Raw genomic sequence first — 21535 nt, forward strand, 5'->3', positions numbered from 1 at the left:
ATCTCATCAATCATAAATCAAAAAAGTAAATATGCGAAAGCACATAAAAAATATACTAACCGCAGCAATCACATTAAATGCTGCAGTTTCCTTTTCACAAGATAAAATAAATGATACGATTAACACAGGAGTTATTGATGTTGTGAAACCTTATGCACCAACAATATCTGATGCATTTAAAGTAAAAGAAACCCCTTCTTTAGAAGATGAAACTACCGAAACTAAAAAAGCGATTAAATACAATATTTTTTCATTTCCTGTGGCATCTACATTTACACCAGCAAAAGGCAAGGCTGCAATCGTAGAAAAAAGGAAACCAATAAAGCTATTTGATAATTATGCAACCCTAGGTGTGGGGACATACACAACTATTTTAGGAGAAGTATATTTAAATCATGCTATTAGTAGAACAGAAAGTGTAGGAGGTTATGTAAGTCATCATTCATCTCAAGGGGGTATTGAGGATTTATCTTTTGATGATAATTTTTCTAACTCTAAAATCAATGTGAATTATTCATCTCGTTTAAGAGATTTAGCATGGAATGTTGAAGGCGGGTTTATACATCAAAGCTATAATTGGTATGGAGTGCCTCAGTCTCAGATTACAGCAGCAACAACTGATGGTATTGATGTTGGTCATTCTTTTTTTAGTGCTCATTTTGGGGGTGATATTACTTTTGAAGATACTTATATTAATTCGGGAAGTTTCTTTTTCAGACGTTTTGGGGATAATCAAGGTTCTGGAGAAAATAGATTTATAGCCAAAGCAAAAGTTGATTTACCTATTAGAGATGTAGAGATTTCAACTGATATTAGGTTTGACTACTTAGGAGGAACATTTGATAGGGCGTATTTAACGAATACAGAATTAAATTATGGAAATTTTCAAGTAGGAATTTCATCAGCATATGAAATGAAACAAGATGATTTAACTGTAAACCTTGGAGCCTCTCTGTTTTATTTAAATGATAATGAGTCTGGAGAAAGTAAAATTTATATTTATCCTAATGTCACTGCCACGTATAGGTTGGTAAATGATGTTTTAATTGCTTATGGAGGCATTGAAGGTGACTTAATTCAAAATTCTTATTATGATTTTGCTACAGAGAACCCTTTTGTATCTCCAACTTTAGTTGTAGCGCCTACTGATCAATTATACAATGCTTATATAGGTTTAAAAGGAAAGTTGTCCAGTAACATGAGTTATAATATTAGTGGACTTTATATAGCCGATAGGAGTAAAGCCCTTTATAAAACAAATATTATAAGAAATCTAATACCAGAGAATGATTATGATTACGGAAACTCGTTTGGAATTGTATATGATGATGTTGATACTTTTGGAGTTGCAGGAGAAATAAATGTCGATGTAAATAGAAACTTTAAATTAGGTTTAAAAGCTGAGTATTTTAGTTATTCAACAGAAGATGAAGCGGAGGCTTGGAACTTGCCAGATATTAAGGGGTCATTGTTTCTAGATTATCAGATAAATGAGCATTGGTTTACAGGCGCTAATTTATTTTATGTAGGAGAACGTAAAGATCAATTGGTATTAGAAGGTTCGTTACTACCGGACCCCCTATCTGAAACTGTTGTTTTAGATAGTTATTTTGATGCTAATGCGCATTTGGGGTATCATATTAACGATCAATTATCGGTATTTGCAAAAGCTAATAATATTAATAATCAGGCTTATCAACGCTGGCAAAGTTTTCCAGTACAGAGTATTCAGTTTTTAGCAGGTGCTACTTATAAGTTTGATTTTTAATTCCTGCGAAGGCAGGAATCTCATGAAACATATCATTAACGAGTTTCAATAAGGCAGAAATCTCATGATGAAACCTCTAACTTGTTTTCAGGATCTTGTGTCATTCCTGCGACTTCTTGTGCTTGTGCTGAATTCGTTTTAGTAAAACGGGAATTCCTTTTATTATATTTATGAAAAAGTTACTTTAAATATCATTTTGTTTTTATCAATCTTGGTATAGCTCAAAGTGTAGTTCAAGAATTAATACTTTCTGATTGTGTTTTAGAGTTAAAAAAGGTCACCTTGCCCAAGTTATTTTTCAATTGATTACTCGAATGGAGATGCATCAAGTAATAGGTGTTTGTATAGATGTAATCATTAGAGTGTATAGAAAATGAGGCTCGATCTGCAAAAAAAGTTTATAAGGATATGAAAGCTCATTTTAATTTCTATCTGAAAATTTGGGGTTGTTTAAAAAATATTGACAATAAAAGAGTTTCAAACTGATGATTTACCTTAAAAAGACAAGGTGCTGAAAAATCGATCAACAATGATCCTAATAGGGTTGAAATTAGTCATTAAAGATCTTCAAGCTGTTTTTTGAATTCTAAATCTTCAATTAAATTTTCTTCAAATTTATTTAATTCAAGTTCAACATCTTTTTTGTTTAATTCTTTTCTTATTGTGAAAGGGTAGAATATATTAATAAGGCCTGCAATTGCTAAAAATAGAAAGAGGGTTTGAATCAACAAATTATCTGAAAGATATTCCATTAAAAGATTTTTATTGAAGTAGTTAAATAAAAAATAAATAATTGAAATAACCGCAGCAATAAAAAACACAAGTATAGTTTTTCGTCTATTAAAAAATTTATGCACTTTCTCTTTTTTTAATTAGAAACTTAAATTTACTATTTTAAATTTAATCTGTGCTAATAAAATTAATTTGTTTGTATTATAATATCCTTTTAAATTATAAGATTCCTGCCTTCGCAGGAATTAACCTCGCCAAATAATCAAAATGCTCACCTTCTAAAATCAATTCACATTTTAGCTTCACAGTGTCACAAGCCAAACGTAACGTATTAAAATCCAAATAGAGCCACTTCATTGGACTTTCTTTTTCACCTTTATAAGATACAAAATAATCAAGTTCACCATAATAACTAGAATTAGCATCAATCCAAAAGCCACCATCTTCATCTTCGTACATATATTTTATATCGGAAGAATCAATTAAAATTTGTCCGTTAGTTTTTAAAAGGCTTTTTAAATGTGATAAGTACTTTGAAACCTGAGATAACTGTTGAAATATGCCTGTACCATTCATCAACAGGAGAATAGTATCAAAAGTTTCAGTTTCATCTAAAATATTTTTGACTTCAGTATCTAAAACACCTCGTTGTTTGGCGACATCAATAGCACCTTTAGAAATATCAATAGCCTTTACTTTCAAGCCTTTTTTTTGTAAATATAAACTATGACTTCCAGCGCCACATCCCACATCTAAAACAAAACCTTTAGATAATTTTAAGGCTTTTTGTTCTATGCTTGGCATATCTTTAAAATTGCGAAATAAATAAGGAAGCGGTAATTTATCTTCGTCAGAAATGCTTGTAGAAGTAATCATATCCTCCGTATAGTTTCCGCTTTGATAATCTAATAATGCTTTTCCGAAAAGATCTTTCAAAAGTTATATTTTGTGTCATGTTGAACGCAGTCGAAACATCTCATAATAAATTAGATTCTTCACTTCGTTCAGAAAGACAAGTTTGTTTATTTTTACACCATGCAAGACACCATTAAAAATCTTCCAAAGCTCGCCAAAGATAAGCATAACGAAAACAAAAAATTCTTTGCCAAGTTAAAAAAGAAACCGCCAAAGAATTTGGATTATATCATGCAAGAATTACATGATGACGAGTTTGAGCGTATCGACTGTTTAGAATGTGCAAACTGTTGTAAAACTACTGGGCCATTATTCACAGATAAAGATATTGAACGCATTTCGAAACACTTCAAACAAAAACCGCAGCAGTTTATAAATCAATATCTACGTATTGATGAAGATAATGATTATGTCTTACAAACCGTTCCCTGTACTTTTTTGGGAACAGATAATTATTGCTCTATTTATGATGTAAGACCAAAGGCTTGTCGAGAATTTCCACATACAGATAGAAAGAAGTTTCAGCAAATATCAAACTTAACTTTAAAAAATGTAGCCATGTGTCCAGCAGCTTTTAACATTGTTGAAAACATGAAAAAAAGAATAAAATAGTATATTTAGAGTCTGTTTAAGAATTTGTGATTAGAATTTTTATAGGCTATTTTGGTGCAGTATGAGGCAAAATTTTTAAGCATAGCCTCGTTACGGTTCAAAATTTTAACGAAATAATGCGCAAAAAGGGGCGTAAAAAATAATTAACTAAATCTTAAACAGACTCTAATAAAAATATTCTATTTGGAAGTTATTTTAAATTATTTTGAAACCATTCCTCCATTACATAGGGGTATTATTATTGTTGGAGGGTTAACTTTTTTTTGGATTCTTGAGGGGATCATGCCCCTATTTGGATTTAGCTATAAAAAGTGGAAGCATGCCATACCGAACATATTTTTTACGCTAACAACAATTCTTGTAAACCTGCCTTTAGCTTTTATATTTTTAAAATCATCAGATTGGGTAGTTGCTAATAATTTTGGAATTCTAAATTGGCTTCCGGACATGCCAATATGGTTGTATGGGATTCTAGGAATCTTTTTAATTGATGGCATAGGGGCATACTTGCCGCATTTAATTGAGCACAAAGTTAAGCCATTATGGATGGTGCATTTGGTACATCATTCAGATCACCATGTAGACACAACGACAGCCAATAGACATCACCCTTTAGAAAGTCTTATCCGTTATGTCTTTACACTTATGGGGATATTTGTAATAGGGACACCTATAGCACTTGTTTTTTTATATCAATCACTATCAATTGTAGCAACACAATTTAATCATGCTAATATAAAACTGCCTAAAAAAGTAGACTTTTTACTAAGTTATATTATAGTATCACCAGATATGCATAAAGTACACCACCATTATAAACTTCCATATACAGATTCTAATTACGGAAATATCTTTTCTGTATGGGACAGACTTTTTGGGACTTATATGAAACTTGATACCGATAAAATTGTTTATGGCGTTGATGTATTTCCTGATGAAACTAAAAACGGTAATATTAAGGACTTATTACTACAGCCATTTCAGAAATATAGAAAACCTACGACTTCTAAAGAAGAATAAAACTCCTCTTACTATATTGAGACTACTTCTTAAATGTGGTTTTTATATCGTACATTATAAAATAATTACAATTAGTCAAATTGTGTTATTATAAAACACATCTGTCATATTAAGGCTTGATTTTTAGTCGTAAAATTGATTATGAATAAAAATATTTAGAGATATGAAGTTTAAAATAATAGTCATTATAAGTTTTATAGGCATGTTCCTTTTTATGGCGTTTGTAAATAAAGATAAACAAGAATCAGATTATCATTATTTAAAGGAACGTCTGGAAAAAACAAAGTCTTATACTATAGAAGTTCTTGAAGCCATGCCTGAAAGTGATTATATGTATAAACCAACAGAAGATGTGCGTACATATACAGCTTTAGCATCCCATACTATATATTCTATAGAATGGAATATAGAATTAATGAAAAATAAACCTATTAAATGGAAGCCTTGAGATGAAAACCGTTTTAGTAAAGAAACGTTGATAATCTACGCCAATGATCAATTTGATAAGCTATTGACTTTTATCAATGATGTTAAAGAAACCTCGGAATTAACAGAGAAACTTATTGATGTTTTGAATCATAATGCACACCATCGAGGACAAATGACAACGTATTTACGAATGAAAGGCATCACGCCACCCAGTTACAGATAAACTAATATAATGTATGGGAAATATAAAACATGGTATATTATTTTTAATCCTCTTTTTAGGGATACAAGAGGTAGTTAGTCAGGATTCAAAATATCTGCATTTTTTAGTTGATTCTTTACCAAAAGGTAAACCAGTATTAGTCAATTTTGATATAGATAAAGGGTATATGGCAACAGAACGTATTGCTATTTCAAAAAATGGAAAAACGATATATTATGGTGTTAGAAACGGTTATGCAACATTATCTCAACCGGATGCTTTAGCACATATTATGAAAATCGAATTTAATAAAGGGAAATGGAGTAAACCACAAACTATTTTTGCTGATAGTGCTGGAGCGCCAGCATTATCAAGAAACGAAAAGATGTTGTATTTTCAATATGAAGATACAATAGCCCCACAAGGATTATACTCGAAAAAAACGAGAACAGGTTGGGCAACACCTAAGGTGTTTAAAAAAGCGATAGAGAAATCTCATTATTGGCAATCTCCTAAAGCAGGTAGTTACTATTATACAGCTGGCATTAAGGAAAATAAGAAGATTCAGGATGTTTTTCATGTCGTTACTACCAAATCTGATACTCTTATAAAACGATTAGGGTTTCATGTGAAGGGAGACTGGTCTGATTTGTATGTTTCGCCAGATGAGTCTTTTTTGATTCTGTTATTTGGTAAACAAAATAAAGGAGGAGCGTATACTTTCTATGGGAATTCGAATCTATTCATATCTTTTAAAAGAAATAATAATACATGGACAACTCCAGTTAATTTAGGAAAGGAAGTACATAGTATTTCTAAATGGAATTGGGGACCTTATGTTACCAAGGATAAAAAATATTTATTCTTTTCAAGTTGGGGGAAAACAGTTGGGACGTATATAATAGATTTTGAACCCATTTATAATAGACTTAAATTAGCATCAGAAAATAAACAAAATTAAAAATGCTAATTTGTCTTAGGCGTATTATATTTTTACTTTTTATTAATTTGTTTATGAATTGTAATCAGCCAAAAATTATAGATATTCAAGGGCATAGAGGTTGTAGAGGACTCATGCCAGAGAATACTATACCAGCATTTGAAAAAGCTATAGCATTAGGAGTGCATACATTAGAATTAGATGTTGCGGTATCAAAGGATTCTGTTGTAGTGGTATCCCATGAACCCTTTATGAATAGAGTTATATGTTTGGATGCTGAAGGAAAAGAGATCCCAGAATCAGATGATAAAAAATACAATTTATATCAAATGACTTTTGATAGTATTAAACAATTTGATTGTGGTACAAAGTTTCATCCTAGATTTCCTGAGCAAGAAAAATTGAAGGCTTATAAACCAAGCTTAGAAGAAGTCATTAAAACATCAAAAATATTAAACCACAATATTAAATTCAATATCGAAATTAAGGCCAGCCCTGAGTACGATAATGTTTATACGCCTAATCCAAAGAATTTTGTGCAATTAGTTTTGGAAGCGATAAAGAATAATAATGCTTTTGCTGATACGAATTTACAAAGTTTCGATTTACGTATTATGGAGGAAATTAAAAAACAAGCTCCAAACATGGAGGTAGCACTTTTAGTTGATGAAGATGAAGATATCTGGAGCAAAATAACAATGATGAGTTATTCTCCAGAAATTATCAGTCCATATTATAAATTATTGAATAAAGAGACAATAAAAAAGCTTAAAGCAGAAAATTTTAAGGTCATTCCGTGGACAATAAATAGCGTTGAAGAACTTCAAAAAATGATTGATTTTGAAGTCAATGGAATTATAACAGATTATCCAAATAAGCTAATTGAAATTCTAGAAAACTAATCGTATATTAAATACTTACTACGAGTTTCTTTAAACCTTTCTAAAGCATCTTGCCAAGTCGTTTTAATTTCGGTTTCACTTAAACCCGCTTCAATCTGTTTTTGTAATTTATCAGTCCCAGCATGTTTAGTGAAGTTATTCGTATTGAAAAACAATGATTTGTCTGTCGAATTTTGATACGCTTCAATAACCCATTTTAGTGTCATAACACCATTAAGTTCTTCGTTTTTTAAATCTTTACCATAACAAACAACACCTTTATGTTTAGGGTATTTAGCACCAAAGTTGGCAACAGGTGTGTAGCTAAAAGGAAGTGCAGTTTTGTCTATAAAAGGAGCGCCAAATCTTTGAAATTGAAATTCAGTACCACGACCAGCATTTATGTTAGTGCCTTCAAAAAGACCAAGACTAGGATATAATTTTATAGCTTGATCATTAGGTAAGTTTGGAGAAGGTCTTAGGGGCAAGCTGTAAAAAGTATTATGTGTATAATTTTTTATAGAAATAACTGTTAAATCACATTGAGAACCATTTTTTAACCATTGTTCACCATTAATCATTTGTGCATATTCTCCAATGGTCATACCATGCACTAATGGAATGGGGTGCATGCCCAAAAAACTTTTATTCTTAACCTCTAAAGTAGGACCATCTATATAATGTCCGTTTGGATTTGGCCTATCTAATACTAAAACAGGAATTCCTTGTTCAGAACAAGCTTCCATAATATAGTGTAATGTAGAAATATATGTATAAAATCGAACACCTACATCTTGAATATCAAAAATAACAATATCCAAACCTTCAAGTTGTTCTTTAGTTGGCTTTTTGTTTTTTCCATAAAGCGATACTATAGGTAGATTGGTTTTAGTATCAATACCGTCCTTAACTAATTCGCCAGCATCTACACGACCACGAAAACCATGTTCTGGGGAAAATACTTTTTTTATATCCACTTTTAAAGCCATTAAGGAATCAACTAAATGAGTCATAGTATCTTTTTCGACCACGTGCACAACAGATTGTTCATTAGTTTCCGGATCAGTACCTATAACTGTTATTTCTTCTTTCTTAAAAATTACAGAAGTCTGATTTGCAACAATACCAACGCGTTTCCCATTTAAAAACGATAAATAATTATCCGTTTGATTCGCTCCAACTATAATAACACTATCGTTTTTTTTAGTATGAGAAATCTCATTTTTAAGGGATATTTTACTTTTTGCTTTAGAAGCACAAGAAATCATTATAAAAACAAATAATAAAACTGTATTTTTGAAAACATTAAACCTCATTGATTAATTTGAATTACGAATTTTTTATAGCTAAACGCATTATTGGTAGTAAAGCGTATAAAAGTAGTATATCGGCACCAATTATAAAAATTGGAATTGCTGCAATTGCGATTGGTATAGTTGTAATGATGATTGCTATAGCTACTGGAGTTGGTTTACAACAAAAAATTAGAGATAAAGTAGTAGCATTCAATGGGCATATTACGATCACTAAATATGATAGTAATAATTCACAAGAAAGTATTATCCCAATATCTAAAAACCAAGATTTTTATCCAGAGTTTAAGTCTGTAGAAGGTGTTAGCCATATTCAAGGAGTCGCAGCAAAATTTGGTATTATTAGAACGGCAACTGATTTTGAAGGTGTTTATTTAAAGGGGGTAGGAGCAGATTATAATTGGAGTTATTTTGAAGATTTTTTAATTGAAGGAGAACTTCCGGATTATTCAGCTAAAAGAAACGAAGATGTTTTAATATCTCAGTATTTAGCTAATAGATTACAATTAAAGCTTAATGAAACATTTCAAATGGTGTTTCGAAAAGATGATCCAGAAAAATTAACGAATATAATTACTTACCAAATTGTTGGAATATATAATTCAGGATTTCAAGATTTTGATGCTAATTATATTATAGGTGACATCCGTCATTTACAAAGAATAAATAGATGGGGAGATGACCAAATTGGAAATTTTGAAGTGTTTATTAACGACTATAATAAAATAGACGAAAAAGGTGTAGAAATATATAAAAATATACCTTCTGTACTTAATTCTGAAACCATTAAACATAAATATGCTTCGGTTTTCGATTGGATTCAAATTTTTGACACAAATATTTATGGCATCATTGGTATCATGATACTAGTGGCAGGCATTAATATGATAACCGCTTTACTTGTTTTAATCTTAGAACGTTCCCAAATGATTGGGATCTTAAAAGCAATAGGAAGCAATAATTGGAGCATTAGAAAATTGTTTTTGTACAATGCATCTTACTTAATTCTTATTGGTCTGTTATGGGGTAATATAATAGGCTTAGGATTTCTATTTGTTCAGAAATATTTTAAAATTGTCACACTTCCTGAAGAAACATACTATGTCGCCGAAGCACCGGTTTACCTAAGTTTTAGTTATGTTTTGGCATTGAATGTTGGTACACTTGTACTCTGCCTATTAATGCTTTTAATACCTTCTTATATAATCACAAAAATATCCCCAGTAAAAGCTATTAGATTCCAATAGCTAATTTTTTACGCTTTTTAGGATGTAGACTTTTTGTTTCTTTAAACGATAAGCATGTCTTAAATAATGCATGGCCCTTGTAATCACTAGCATAGGCTAGTTAACTTTTTAACCTAAATTTGTAAAATAAACTTTCACTATGGAATATGCAGAAAACATATTAGGCACTATTGGTAATACACCTCTAGTAAAATTAAATAAACTTGTAGAAGGATTACCATGCTTAGTTTTAGCAAAATACGAAACATTTAATCCGGGCAATTCCGTTAAGGATAGAATGGCTGTAAAAATGATTGAAGATGCAGAGGCAGATGGGCGATTAAAACCTGGTGGAACCATTATTGAAGGAACATCTGGTAATACAGGAATGGGGCTAGCCTTAGCAGCTATAGTAAAAGGTTATAAAATGATCTGTGTTATAAGTGACAAGCAGAGTAAGGAAAAAATGGATATTTTAAGAGCAGTAGGTAGTAAAGTTGTAGTGTGTCCAACCAATGTAGAGCCAGAAGATCCAAAATCATATTATTCAACATCAAAACGACTTGCAGAAGAAACACCAAATTCATGGTACGTAAATCAGTATGATAATCCCAGTAATACAGCAGCACATTACGAAAGTACAGGTCCAGAAATATGGCAACAAACAAAAGGTAAAGTCACACATTTCCTTGTAGGAGTAGGGACAGGGGGAACCATATCAGGAGTTGGTAATTATTTAAAAGAACAAAATCCTAATATAAAAATTTGGGGTGTAGATACTTATGGTTCCGTATTTAAAAAATATCATGAAACGGGTATATTTGATGAAAATGAGATTTACCCTTATATCACAGAAGGCATAGGGGAAGATATTCTGCCAAAAAATGTCGATTTCAGCGTTATAGATGGTTTCACTAAAGTAACCGATAAAGACGCTGCTATTTATACGCAAAAATTAGCAAAAGAGGAAGGTATGTTTCTTGGCAACTCAGCAGGAGCAGCCATAAAAGGGCTCCTTCAGTTAAAAAGTCATTTTAAGAAAGATGATGTGGTAGTCGTTTTATTTCACGACCATGGAAGCCGTTATGTAGGTAAAATGTTTAACGATGAGTGGATGCGGGATCGCGGGTTTATTGAAGATAACTTAACGAGCGCACAAGACATCATTAATAACCATTTAGATAAACCTCTGGTAACAGTAAAAACAGAAGAATTAGTATCTCATGCGATTGAACGTATGAAGACATATAAAATTTCCCAAATACCAGTTGAAGATTCGTCAGGATTTGTTGGAGCTGTTGATGAAGCAGATTTGTTAAGAAAATATATTGAAAACAAAGATATTTCTGATTTACCGATTAAAGAAGTCATGCATAAACCATTTCCAATAGTTAGTGAAAATACTCCCATTGAGGCTATATCTAAATTAATTCATAGAGATAATAATGCTGTATTGGTAAAACTTAATAATGGTGCGTATCAAATCATTACTAAGTATGATATTATTAGTGCTTTATAATTAATATTAAATATAGTTTTATGCTTACTAATAGTAGGTTTTTACGCTCATAAATTTCCATAGATTTATGTTTTTACTGTAATCATCTGTAAATAAAAACTTTAAAAAATTTTGTTTATACCGAATTTTGTTATATTTTCGATTAAATGCATTTATTTTACGATGAAATGCATTTACCCAAATTACTAACTATAAATATCAGGTATGAACGTTCAACAAATATCCCTACAACAGGATAATTGGCTAGAAGATATTTCAGTATTAAATATTGAAGCTAATATATTTCTACTTTTTGTATCCCCAGATTTTAACCCCAAAAAACAAGTACTGGATTTCATAAATAATAAGTACCCTGAAGCGACTATTATAGGATGCTCTACAGCAGGAGAAATCTCAGATATTACCGTTAAAGATGAGACAATATCTCTTACAGCAATAAAACTAGATAAGGTTATCTGTAAAAAATCATCAATAGAAATTATTGATATGGATTGCAGTTATAAATCTGGACAACTTTTAGCCAAAGACCTTTATAATAAAGATTTGAAACATGTATTGGTTTTAAGTGATGGACTTAACGTTAATGGAGCTGATTTAGTTTCGGGCTTAAAATCAGAAATCCCGAATGTTAGTATAACAGGAGGTTTAGCTGCCGATGGATCCGATTTCAATAAAACATTTGTTATCAACGATAATAAAATAGTTGATAAAACCATTATAGCTTTAGGTTTTTATGGAGAACATTTAAAAGTGGGCTTCAGCTCAAAAGGAGGATGGGATAGTTTTGGTATAGAACGATTGGTTACTAAATCAAATAAAAATATTCTTTATGAATTAGATGGCCTACCTGCATTAGAATTATATAAATCCTTTTTAGGAGAACAAGCAAATAATTTGCCGAGTTCTGGGTTGTTATTTCCTTTAAGTATGAGAATAGATGAAGATTCCTCACCAGTTGTCAGAACCATTTTGGCCGTAAATGAAGAAGACCAAAGTTTAACATTTGCAGGAAACATACCAGAAGAATCCTATGTGCGTTTAATGAAAGCAAATATTGATAGATTAATAGATGGAGCTGCAGATTCCGCAATTGGAGCTAATAAAGAACAAGAAGAGAAATCAGAATTAGCTATTCTTATAAGCTGTGTAGGTCGCCGTTTAGTTTTAAAACAAATGGTAGAAGAAGAAGTTGAGGCTGTAAGAGACATAATAGGAGATAAGCCAAGCATAACAGGTTTTTATTCATACGGAGAAATTGCTCCTTTTGGAGAGTTTTCACCTTGCGAATTACATAATCAAACAATGACTATTACAACGCTTTCAGAATGCTAAATAAAGACTATCATAGACTATTAAAACGTCAGCTTAAAAAAACAGGATTAGACACATCTGAGAATCCAGAGTTTATCCAGTTTTTTAATATGGTTAATGATGCTTATAAAAGTTTTGATAAAGATGTAAAACATATTGAAAATATTCTTGAAGAAAGTTCTAGGGAATTATTTGTGGTTAATCAAAGATTAACTAAGGAAAGGGATAAAATCAATAAAAAATTAGGACACATTGTAGATAATATAGGTGGTGTTCTTTTTGAAACTGATCTTGATGGAAATTTTACCTTTTTAAATAATGCCTGGGCAGAATATTCTGGAATTCCTATAGATAATGCTGTGGGGAAAAGTTTCAGAACCTTTTTGCATGGTGAAAATATAGAAGGCTTTAAACGATTTGATGATCTGTTTTCAATAGAAAAAGAACATATTAAGTTCATATTTAAAAATGAAAGAAACGGTGAAATAATGTGGTTTGAAGTCAAATCAAAACTCATTAAAGACCGTCAAGGAGTCTCAACTGGTTTTATAGGGACTATTATAGATGTGACAAACTTGAAGGAAACAGAAATAGAATTACATAAGGCGAGTAAATCTAAAGATGAATTTTTATCTACTATGTCTCATGAAATTAGAACACCTCTAAATGCAGTTACAGGATTAACTAATATTTTACTTATGGAAGACCATCTTCCAGATCAATTAGAAAACCTAAAAGCATTAAAGTATTCGGGAGAACATTTATTAGGATTAATAAATGATTTATTAGATTTTGACAAAATAAAATCTGGTAAACTAAAACTTATAGAGAAAGATTTTAGCTTAAATTATTTTTTAGAAAGTATAAAATCCCATTTCGGGTTAAGAACAGAGAAAAAAGGCTTGATTTTCAATGTTATTAAAGAAAATGATGTGCCGGATAATATTATTGGAGACAAATTAAAATTGGCTCAAATAATTAAAAATTTATTAAGTAATTCTTTGAAGTTTACCGAAAATGGATGCATTAATCTTAGTGTTAGTAATTTGGGTGTAAAAGAAAATAAAGTAACGCTCGTTTTTAAAGTCACAGATACAGGCATTGGCATATCAAAAAGTAGACAAGAATCTATTTTTGAAAGTTTTATGCAGGCAAACTCTGAAACATCTATAAAATATGGAGGTACAGGTTTAGGCCTGTCAATAAGCAAAAAATTATTAAATCTTCAAGATAGTGATTTAAAGGTTGAAAGCGAACTTGGTAAAGGCTCAACATTTTCGTTCGAGATTACTTATAAAATAAGCAATAGGCTTAGTGTTTATGAACCAGACATGATTAAAATGCAACCCAGCTATGAACCTATTGATATAAATGTTTTAGTTGCCGAAGATAATAAAATGAATGTGCTGATTCTTAGGCGTTTTTTTAATAAATGGGGGGTTACATTTACCATAGCAGGAAATGGAGAAGAAGTCTTGGAATTATTTAATAAACATGATTACGATTTAATACTTATGGACTTGCAAATGCCAAAGATAAATGGGTATCAAGCAGCAAAAATTATTAGAAAATCAGAAGATAAAAGTAAAGCAAACATTCCTATAATAGCTCTAACTGCCTTCGCACAAACTGATGTTAAAAAGAAAACTCAGCAATATAAAATGAATGGGTTTATGGGGAAACCTTTTAACCCTGAAGAATTGTACAAATTACTAAAATCATTTAGTAAAGCTTATAATAAAAAAGCTATTTAATTACTGCTGTATAATACCTTTCATTAAAAAATTAAATTAAAAACATAAGTAATTTCTTATTATTGTTTGGAATTTACGTACAACAATTCTACTTTAGTTGTATGCAAGAAGATTTTTTACATTACATCTGGAAATATAAAAAAATTCAAATAGATCAACTCAAAACAACAAATGGAGAAGGTCTTATAATCAATACTACAGGGCAACATAATTTAAATTCTGGTCCAGATTTTTTTAATGCACAACTCACTATTGATGAACAGCTTTGGGCAGGTAATGTAGAGATTCATGTAAAATCATCTGATTGGTTTTTACATCATCATGAACTAGACAAAGCATATGACAATGTTATTTTACATGTAGTTTGGGAACACGACACAGACGTTTTTAGAAAAGATCATACAGCAATACCAACCTTAGAATTAAAAGATTTTGTTAGTAAAGCTGTTTTAAGTAATTATGAAGAACTATTTAATAAAGAAAATAAGTGGATTAATTGTGAACATGATTTTGAAAATAGTGATGATTTTGTTCTAAGTAACTGGTTAGAACGTTTGTATTTAGAACGTTTAGAACGAAAATCTAAAACAATAGAGCAACTTTTAAAAGAATCGAAAAATGATTGGGAAGCAGTTTTGTTTAAAATGCTGGCTAAAAATTTTGGACTTAAAGTAAATGGCGATTCATTTTTTAGTTTGGCAAAATCTATTGATTTTTCAGTGCTGAGAAAATCACAATCAAATCAACAAACCATAGAAGCGCTATTGTTTGGGCAGTCTGGTTTATTAGACCAACATATTGAAGATAGTTATCATTTGGGCCTGGTTAAGGAGTATAAATTTTTGAAACAAAAGTTTAAACTAAAAAATAGTCACGTATTACCATGTCATTTTTTTAGACTACGACCATCAAATTTCCCAACCATTAGGCTGTCTCAATTAGCAAATCTATATTATGAACATCAAAATCTATTTTCAAAGATTTTAGAAACCAATCATTTGAATCATTTTTATAAGTTGTTTAAGGTGTCAACATCAAAGTTTTGGGAAACACATTACACCTTTCAAAAAGAATCAAAATCATCTAAAAAAAATCTTACCAAATCGTTTATAGATTTATTACTAATCAATACCATTCTACCGCTTAAATTCTGTTATGAAAAACACAAGGGAGAAACCATTAATTCGGATATTATAAAAATAGCAACTTCAATTACTTCAGAAAAAAACAGTATTATTGATGCGTTTAATAACTTAAAAAAAGTATCAAATTCAGCACTAAGTTCGCAAGGGCTTATTCAGCTTAAAACAGAATATTGTGATAAAAATAAATGCTTGCAATGTGCAGTTGGTAATACTCTAATCGTAAAATAATAATAACTTATTTTATTGAAGTTTGATTCAAGGTTTTAACTAATTTGTCATTCTCACAAAAGAGGAAATCTAAAATATATAATTTTGTTAAATTTTATATTTAAATTGCGGCATGAACTATATCTATAAACCTTTATTGTTTTTTCAAAAGCACGGCTATTACGTTTGTCAGCGTATAGCAGATAGATTAGGTATTAGAGCAAAAGTAGTAAGGACAACATTTATGTACCTAACGTTTGTAACTGTCGGTTTTGGTTTTGCACTATATTTATTCTTAGCTTTTTGGATAAAAATTAAAGATTTGGTTTATACCAAACGCACATCGGTTTTCGATTTATAATCAAATTGGTATATCCACATGAACCCACTTATAAAATTTTTTAGAACCAAAATATATACAGCAGTATTTTTACTAGTAGTTCTTTTGTTAATAGGTGTTACTGGTTATAAAATGATATCCAGTTATTCGTGGATTGATTCACTTTATATGACCGTAATTACTATGACCACTGTAGGTTTTGGTGAGGTGGTTCCTTTGGACGATCAATCGAAAATTTTTACTATATTTTTAATATTAGCAAGCGTCGTTATTGTAGGGTATGCACTCTCAATAATTACCGAGTATATATTGAGCAAAAATGATATTGATGAATTAATACATAAGAAAATGCAAAAAAAGATAGATAGTTTTAAAGGTCATATTGTTATTTGCGGTTACGGCAGAAATGGTAAGCAGGCAGCTAGAAAACTTTTGGCACATAAAAAAGAATTTGTAGTCGTAGAGAAAGATAAAGAAATAGAAGAACGTTTACAGGTTGATGGTGTTTCTTATGTTATTGGTAATGCTAATGAAGATGAAACGCTTATTCAAGCAGGAATAGATAGAGCATCTTGTTTAATATCTGCTTTGCCTAATGATGCCGATAATTTATTTGTCGTGCTTTCAACCAGACAATTGAATAAATCTATTAATATTATAAGCAGAGCTTCCCTAGAAACTTCATACGATAAATTAAAATTGGCAGGAGCTAATAATGTTATCTTACCTGATAAAATAGGAGGTGATCATATGGCTTCTTTAGTAGTAGTTCCTGGTTTAATGGAGTTTATTGATAACCTGTCAATTGTTGGTAAATCGAATATTAATATCGAAGAGGTCGCAGTTGAAAAACTTTATAGTAATTCGAAAGAAGCCAGAACAATAAAGGATTTAGACCTTCGTAAAAAAACAGGTTGTACCGTTATTGGTTATAAAGATGAAAAGGGGGAATATTTGGTGAACCCAGAGGCAGAATTGGAATTAGCATCAAATTCAAAACTTATCGTTTTGGGACGGCCAGAACAGATAGATGCCCTCAATTCTGAGTACAATATCAATTAGTGAATTATTGATTTTAACAACCATTGTTTTAAAAAATCATTTTTTTTTAGCATCTTGCTAGCTTTTAATAAGAATTTTTCAATAAAATTAATTAATTCAACATATCCTATGAAGAAATATTTTCTTTCAATATTTACTTTAATACTACCATTTATAACATTTGCACAAGAGACCGCCGAAAAAGGTATTGATGAAAGATTCAATGAAGCTTTTAAACCAATATCTGATGCATGGGGTTCAATTGTTTTTTATCCAGTTCAATTTACTGAAGACGTAGGTATGCCTATAGTAATTATTATGCTTTTATTGGCAGGATTACTTTTTACAATACTATTTAAAGTTGTAAATATTAGACTATTTCCAGTTTCAATAAATATTGTTAGAGGTAAATATGATGATATTGATCATCATGAAGTTGAACCAAAATCAATGGTAAATGTAGTTGATGGAGATATCGTTGATACTATTGCTATTGAAGGAAAAGATGGAGAAGTTTCACATTTTCAGGCGCTAACTGCAGCATTATCAGGAACAGTAGGCTTAGGTAATATAGCAGGAGTTGCTATCGCAATTTCTTTAGGAGGTCCCGGAGCTACTTTTTGGATGATATTAGCCGGTTTATTAGGAATGTCTTCAAAATTTGTAGAGTGTACACTTGGAGTAAAATATAGAGATATAGGTGAAGATGGTACTGTTTTTGGTGGCCCGATGTATTACCTTAAAAAAGGTCTTGCAGATGTTGGTAAAGGAGGTTTAGGAAAAGTATTAGCCGTTATATTTGCAATCATGTGTATAGGTGGTTCTTTTGGTGGCGGGAATATGTTTCAGGCAAACCAGGCAGCACAACAATTTAATACTATGATTGGAGCTAACTCAACTGCAGCTGGTGTTATTTTTGGAATTGTTATGGCCATAATTGTTGCCATAGTTATTATTGGAGGAATAAAGAGAATAGGAAGCATTACTGAAAAAGTTGTGCCTTTCATGGTTGGAATTTATTTCATTGCTGCTATAGTTATTTTAGTGGCTAATTTTAATTTAATAGGTTCTGCATTCGGGCAAATATTTGATGGGGCTTTTAATGCAAAAGGTATTACAGGAGGCGTTCTAGGTGTCTTAATTATAGGTTTTCAAAGAGCAGCTTTCTCTAATGAGGCAGGTGTGGGGTCAGCAGCAATAGCCCACTCTGCAGTGAAAACTAAATATCCTGCATCTGAAGGCTTGGTCGCTTTATTAGAACCATTTATTGATACCGTTGTGGTTTGTACAATGACGGCTTTGGTAATCATTATAACAAATGGAGATGGAAGTATCATGGAGTATGGCGTAAAAGCACCAGATGGTGTGTTAGCAACATCAAAAGCTTTTGCTTCTGTTATTCCTTGGTTTCCATATGTTTTAACTTTAGCAGTTGTGTTGTTCGCATTGTCTACCATGTTATCATGGTCTTATTATGGATTACAATCCTGGATGTTCTTATTTGGAAGATCCAAAGCCTCAGATTATTCATATAAAATTTTATTTTGTTTATTTATTATAATCGGTTCTGCGGTAAGTCTTGGTGCAGTAACAGATTTTTCCGATGCCATGATTTTTGCAATGGCTGTACCGAATATAATAGGATGCTTTATTTTATTTCCTAAAGTTAGAGAAGAACTTTCAAAGTATTTAAAAGCTATTAAACCTGGTAGTAATTAAATAAAAACTATAAATTATGAAGTCCCATTTCATGTTTTCTAAAGAACAACGAAATGGGATTTTTTTATTAATACTATTCATAATTGGGTTGCAATGTATTTACTTTTTTGTAGACTTTTCATCTGAAGACATTTCGGTTGATAAAGAAACTCTTGCTCAATTTAACAAAGAAATGGATTCACTTAGAATAGTTAAACTAGAAGAACGTAAACCTAAGATATATCCTTTCAACCCCAATTTTATAACAGATTATAAAGGAGCATCGTTAGGAATGTCTAATAAAGAAATAGATAGATTACTAATTTATGGAGAACAGAATAATTGGATTAATTCAACGAAGCAATTTCAAGAAATAACAAAAATATCCGACTCACTATTAGACCAAATTTCACCATATTTTAAATTCCCAGAATGGGTATCTAATCCGGATAGAGTGTCTAAAAATCATCCAGTGGATAATTTTAGCGAACAGGCACAGGCCAGATGGCGTGGTGGCAACTTTAACAATAAACCAAAAACCTTTGCTCAAAAACAAGACTTGAACAAGGCAACTGCACAACAACTGCAAAAAATAAATGGTATTGGAGTCGTTTTTTCAGAGCGTATTATAAAGTTTAGAAATAAATTTGTTGGAGGCTTTATAGACGATGTGCAACTTCAGGATGTATATGGACTAACTCCAGAAATCATTGAAAGAATAACAAACAATTTTACAGTTAAGACACCAAGACAAATTAAAAGAATAAATATAAATAATGCGACCTTGAATAACTTGGTAACTATTCAGCATATAGACTATGATTTGGCATATAATATAATTGAGCAACGTCAATTAAGAGAGGGGTATAAGTCTCTAGAAGAATTAAAAAAAGTAAAAGACTTTCCAGTAAATAAAATCGATATAATTAAATTATATTTGTCCCTCGATTAAAAAAAATAGCGTTTATGTAATGGGTATTAACTTGAAATCAACCACAATACAGAAAAGTTAATTATAAATTGCACCTAACCAATAAAGAATAATAAAATTTAATAGATGAATAGTATGTACTTCACAGAAGAGCATAATCTTTTTAGAAAAAGCCTTCAAGATTTTTTAAATAAAGAAGTAGTTCCTAATATTGAAAAATGGGAAAAAATGGGAACTATAGATAGGTTTATTTGGAAAAAATTTGGAGACATGGGCTTTTTTGGTATAAACTATCCAGAAGCATATGGAGGAATGAATTTAGATTTATTCTATACCGTGATACTTCTTGAAGAACTTCAAAAAATAAATTCAGGTGGTTTTGCGGCTGCAATTTGGGCACATGTTTATTTGGCAATGACGCATTTAAATGCAGAAGGTAATGAAGCGATTAAGCAAAAATATTTAGTACCAAGTATTACTGGAGATAAAATAGGATGTTTATGTATTACAGAGCCTTTTGGTGGTAGTGATGTAGCAGGAATGCGTACCACTGCGGTTAAAGAAGGCGATCATTATATTATTAATGGCTCTAAAACATTTATTACAAATGGCGTATATAGTGATTACTTAGTAGTTGCTGCAAAAACAAACCCAGAGATAGGTAACAAAGGAGTTAGCATATTTGTAATAGATAGAGAAACTGAGGGCGTATCAGCAACCAAATTAGATAAGTTAGGTTGGAGAGCATCAGATACAGGAGAAATAGCATTCGATAATGTTAAAATACCAGCAGCTAACTTAATGGGAGAAGAAAATAAAGGGTTTGCTTATATATTGCAGCATTTTTCTTTAGAGCGTTTGGTTATGGGAGTTAATGCACATGCACGTGCTGAATATGCACTGGAGTATGCATTACAATATATGTCAGACCGTCAAGCCTTTGGTAAATCAATTGATGAATTCCAAGCGCTAAGACATAATATTTCTGATCTATATACCGAAATGGAAATCTGTAAAGAATTTAATTATTCAGTTACACATAGGTTAGATAAAGGTGAGTACGTCGTTAAAGAGGCATCGATGTCTAAATTGAAGTCAACAAAAATGGCAGACGATGTTATCTATCAATGTCTTCAGTTTTTAGGAGGTTATGGTTATATGGAAGAATATCCAATGGCAAGACTTTTAAGAGATAGTAGACTAGGTCCAATAGGGGGAGGTACTTCTGAAATCCTTCGTGAGATTATCGCCAAAATAGTAATCGATAAAAAAGAATATAAGCCAGCAACGAGTTAGTTTATTAGTGTTTTGGCGAAAATCATAAAAGATTATCGTCAAAATAGTAATAGATAAGAAAGAGTATAAGCCAGTTGTAAATTAGAATACCTAACTTTTATAAAAAAGCAATTGTTTTTTTAAAATCTATGTGTTTGCATACCAGTTTTTTATCTGATTAATTTTATTGAAGACATTATTTGATAAAGTTATTAACACGAAATCGATTTCGTGTTAATGGAGGTTTTTTATTTAGAAGTTTGTTTTATAATTTGA

20 protein-coding genes are annotated in these 21535 nt (G+C 31.0%); 17 read left to right on the forward strand and 3 right to left on the reverse strand.

Features of this window, described 5'->3' with window-relative positions; all coding sequences use genetic code 11:
* Positions 1–31: 31 nt before the first annotated feature.
* A complete protein-coding gene (locus Q4Q34_RS12540; RefSeq protein ID WP_303316201.1) occupies positions 32–1768 on the forward strand; it encodes a porin family protein in 1737 nt (578 codons plus the stop codon).
* Between the two features lie 557 nt (positions 1769–2325).
* On the opposite strand, the gene Q4Q34_RS12545 is transcribed toward Q4Q34_RS12540, so the two are convergent.
* Together Q4Q34_RS12545 and Q4Q34_RS12550 are read right to left on the reverse strand one after the other, a co-directional pair.
* The gene (locus Q4Q34_RS12545) at positions 2326–2520 is read right to left on the reverse strand and encodes a hypothetical protein (RefSeq protein WP_135877099.1); all 195 of its coding nucleotides are present in this window, start codon (positions 2518–2520) and stop codon (positions 2326–2328) included.
* Between the two features lie 199 nt (positions 2521–2719).
* A complete protein-coding gene (locus Q4Q34_RS12550; protein ID WP_303316197.1) occupies positions 2720–3436 on the reverse strand; it encodes a class I SAM-dependent methyltransferase in 717 nt (238 codons plus the stop codon).
* A 99-nt stretch (positions 3437–3535) separates the two neighbouring features.
* Between Q4Q34_RS12550 and Q4Q34_RS12555 the strand changes: the two genes are divergently transcribed.
* The 6 genes from Q4Q34_RS12555 (at position 3536) to Q4Q34_RS12580 (ending at position 7520) form a co-directional block, all read left to right on the forward strand.
* Complete coding sequence (locus Q4Q34_RS12555; RefSeq protein WP_303316196.1) at positions 3536–4027, forward strand: YkgJ family cysteine cluster protein; 492 nt, start codon at positions 3536–3538, stop codon at positions 4025–4027.
* 183 nt (positions 4028–4210) lie between these two features.
* Positions 4211–5047, forward strand: coding sequence for a sterol desaturase family protein (locus tag Q4Q34_RS12560; RefSeq protein ID WP_303316194.1), 837 nt, complete (start codon positions 4211–4213; stop codon positions 5045–5047).
* Between the two features lie 163 nt (positions 5048–5210).
* On the forward strand, positions 5211–5495 hold the full coding sequence (locus Q4Q34_RS12565; RefSeq protein WP_303316193.1) for a hypothetical protein: 285 nt from the start codon (positions 5211–5213) through the stop codon (positions 5493–5495).
* 27 nt (positions 5496–5522) lie between these two features.
* On the forward strand, positions 5523–5699 hold the full coding sequence (locus Q4Q34_RS12570) for a DinB family protein (protein WP_303316192.1): 177 nt from the start codon (positions 5523–5525) through the stop codon (positions 5697–5699).
* Between the two features lie 13 nt (positions 5700–5712).
* A complete protein-coding gene (locus Q4Q34_RS12575; RefSeq protein WP_303316191.1) occupies positions 5713–6639 on the forward strand; it encodes a hypothetical protein in 927 nt (308 codons plus the stop codon).
* Positions 6640–6692: 53 nt separating this feature from the next.
* Entirely contained in the window at positions 6693–7520 is an 828-nt protein-coding gene (locus tag Q4Q34_RS12580) for a glycerophosphodiester phosphodiesterase family protein (RefSeq protein ID WP_303316190.1), read from the forward strand.
* On the opposite strand, the gene Q4Q34_RS12585 is transcribed toward Q4Q34_RS12580, so the two are convergent.
* Positions 7517–8815 carry an exo-beta-N-acetylmuramidase NamZ family protein gene (locus tag Q4Q34_RS12585; RefSeq protein WP_303316188.1) on the reverse strand — a complete coding sequence of 433 codons (1299 nt, stop codon included), beginning with the start codon at positions 8813–8815 and terminating at the stop codon, positions 7517–7519. The two genes, Q4Q34_RS12580 and Q4Q34_RS12585, sit on opposite strands and share 4 nt — an antisense overlap.
* 8 nt (positions 8816–8823) lie before the next feature.
* Here Q4Q34_RS12585 and Q4Q34_RS12590 point away from each other — a divergent pair, with 8 nt between their 5' ends.
* The 10 genes from Q4Q34_RS12590 (at position 8824) to Q4Q34_RS12635 (ending at position 21280) form a co-directional block, all read left to right on the forward strand.
* Positions 8824–10059, forward strand: coding sequence for an ABC transporter permease (locus Q4Q34_RS12590; RefSeq protein ID WP_303316187.1), 1236 nt, complete (start codon positions 8824–8826; stop codon positions 10057–10059).
* A 139-nt stretch (positions 10060–10198) separates the two neighbouring features.
* Positions 10199–11557, forward strand: coding sequence for a pyridoxal-phosphate dependent enzyme (locus Q4Q34_RS12595; RefSeq protein ID WP_303316185.1), 1359 nt, complete (start codon positions 10199–10201; stop codon positions 11555–11557).
* Positions 11558–11761: 204 nt separating this feature from the next.
* Positions 11762–12889 carry an FIST signal transduction protein gene (locus Q4Q34_RS12600; protein ID WP_303316183.1) on the forward strand — a complete coding sequence of 376 codons (1128 nt, stop codon included), beginning with the start codon at positions 11762–11764 and terminating at the stop codon, positions 12887–12889.
* Positions 12883–14622 (forward strand): PAS domain-containing sensor histidine kinase, encoded by a 1740-nt coding sequence (locus Q4Q34_RS12605; RefSeq protein WP_303316182.1) that lies wholly within the window; start codon positions 12883–12885, stop codon positions 14620–14622. The genes Q4Q34_RS12600 and Q4Q34_RS12605 overlap by 7 nt, the downstream gene beginning before the upstream one ends.
* A gap of 101 nt (positions 14623–14723) precedes the next feature.
* Entirely contained in the window at positions 14724–15995 is a 1272-nt protein-coding gene (locus tag Q4Q34_RS12610) for a DUF2851 family protein (RefSeq protein WP_303316181.1), read from the forward strand.
* Between the two features lie 112 nt (positions 15996–16107).
* Entirely contained in the window at positions 16108–16335 is a 228-nt protein-coding gene (locus Q4Q34_RS12615) for a PspC domain-containing protein (RefSeq protein WP_303316179.1), read from the forward strand.
* A gap of 18 nt (positions 16336–16353) precedes the next feature.
* Complete coding sequence (locus Q4Q34_RS12620) at positions 16354–17376, forward strand: potassium channel family protein (protein ID WP_303316176.1); 1023 nt, start codon at positions 16354–16356, stop codon at positions 17374–17376.
* A gap of 108 nt (positions 17377–17484) precedes the next feature.
* The gene (locus Q4Q34_RS12625; RefSeq protein ID WP_303316175.1) at positions 17485–19074 is read left to right on the forward strand and encodes an alanine/glycine:cation symporter family protein; all 1590 of its coding nucleotides are present in this window, start codon (positions 17485–17487) and stop codon (positions 19072–19074) included.
* A 16-nt stretch (positions 19075–19090) separates the two neighbouring features.
* Positions 19091–20005, forward strand: coding sequence for a ComEA family DNA-binding protein (locus Q4Q34_RS12630; RefSeq protein ID WP_303316174.1), 915 nt, complete (start codon positions 19091–19093; stop codon positions 20003–20005).
* A 105-nt stretch (positions 20006–20110) separates the two neighbouring features.
* Positions 20111–21280 carry an acyl-CoA dehydrogenase family protein gene (locus tag Q4Q34_RS12635; RefSeq protein ID WP_303316173.1) on the forward strand — a complete coding sequence of 390 codons (1170 nt, stop codon included), beginning with the start codon at positions 20111–20113 and terminating at the stop codon, positions 21278–21280.
* Positions 21281–21535 lie beyond the last annotated feature (255 nt).

The sequence above is a fragment of the Flavivirga abyssicola genome, assembly GCF_030540775.2.
Taxonomy (GTDB): domain Bacteria; phylum Bacteroidota; class Bacteroidia; order Flavobacteriales; family Flavobacteriaceae; genus Flavivirga; species Flavivirga abyssicola.

Excerpts from the sequence above, each read along its gene's own strand:
- Q4Q34_RS12615 (WP_303316179.1), top strand. The coding sequence starts at position 16,108 with ATGAACTATATCTATAAACCTTTATTGTTTTTTCAAAAGCACGGCTAT.
- Q4Q34_RS12540 (WP_303316201.1), top strand. The coding sequence starts at position 32 with ATGCGAAAGCACATAAAAAATATACTAACCGCAGCAATCACATTAAAT.
- Q4Q34_RS12610 (WP_303316181.1), top strand. The coding sequence starts at position 14,724 with ATGCAAGAAGATTTTTTACATTACATCTGGAAATATAAAAAAATTCAA.
- Q4Q34_RS12625 (WP_303316175.1), top strand. The coding sequence starts at position 17,485 with ATGAAGAAATATTTTCTTTCAATATTTACTTTAATACTACCATTTATA.
- Q4Q34_RS12605 (WP_303316182.1), top strand. The coding sequence starts at position 12,883 with ATGCTAAATAAAGACTATCATAGACTATTAAAACGTCAGCTTAAAAAA.
- Q4Q34_RS12635 (WP_303316173.1), top strand. The coding sequence starts at position 20,111 with ATGAATAGTATGTACTTCACAGAAGAGCATAATCTTTTTAGAAAAAGC.
- Q4Q34_RS12600 (WP_303316183.1), top strand. The coding sequence starts at position 11,762 with ATGAACGTTCAACAAATATCCCTACAACAGGATAATTGGCTAGAAGAT.
- Q4Q34_RS12575 (WP_303316191.1), top strand. The coding sequence starts at position 5,713 with ATGGGAAATATAAAACATGGTATATTATTTTTAATCCTCTTTTTAGGG.
- Q4Q34_RS12595 (WP_303316185.1), top strand. The coding sequence starts at position 10,199 with ATGGAATATGCAGAAAACATATTAGGCACTATTGGTAATACACCTCTA.
- Q4Q34_RS12580 (WP_303316190.1), top strand. The coding sequence starts at position 6,693 with ATGAATTGTAATCAGCCAAAAATTATAGATATTCAAGGGCATAGAGGT.
- Q4Q34_RS12555 (WP_303316196.1), top strand. The coding sequence starts at position 3,536 with ATGCAAGACACCATTAAAAATCTTCCAAAGCTCGCCAAAGATAAGCAT.
- Q4Q34_RS12620 (WP_303316176.1), top strand. The coding sequence starts at position 16,354 with ATGAACCCACTTATAAAATTTTTTAGAACCAAAATATATACAGCAGTA.
- Q4Q34_RS12630 (WP_303316174.1), top strand. The coding sequence starts at position 19,091 with ATGAAGTCCCATTTCATGTTTTCTAAAGAACAACGAAATGGGATTTTT.
- Q4Q34_RS12585 (WP_303316188.1), bottom strand. The coding sequence starts at position 8,815 with ATGAGGTTTAATGTTTTCAAAAATACAGTTTTATTATTTGTTTTTATA.
- Q4Q34_RS12545 (WP_135877099.1), bottom strand. The coding sequence starts at position 2,520 with ATGGAATATCTTTCAGATAATTTGTTGATTCAAACCCTCTTTCTATTT.
- Q4Q34_RS12565 (WP_303316193.1), top strand. The coding sequence starts at position 5,211 with ATGAAGTTTAAAATAATAGTCATTATAAGTTTTATAGGCATGTTCCTT.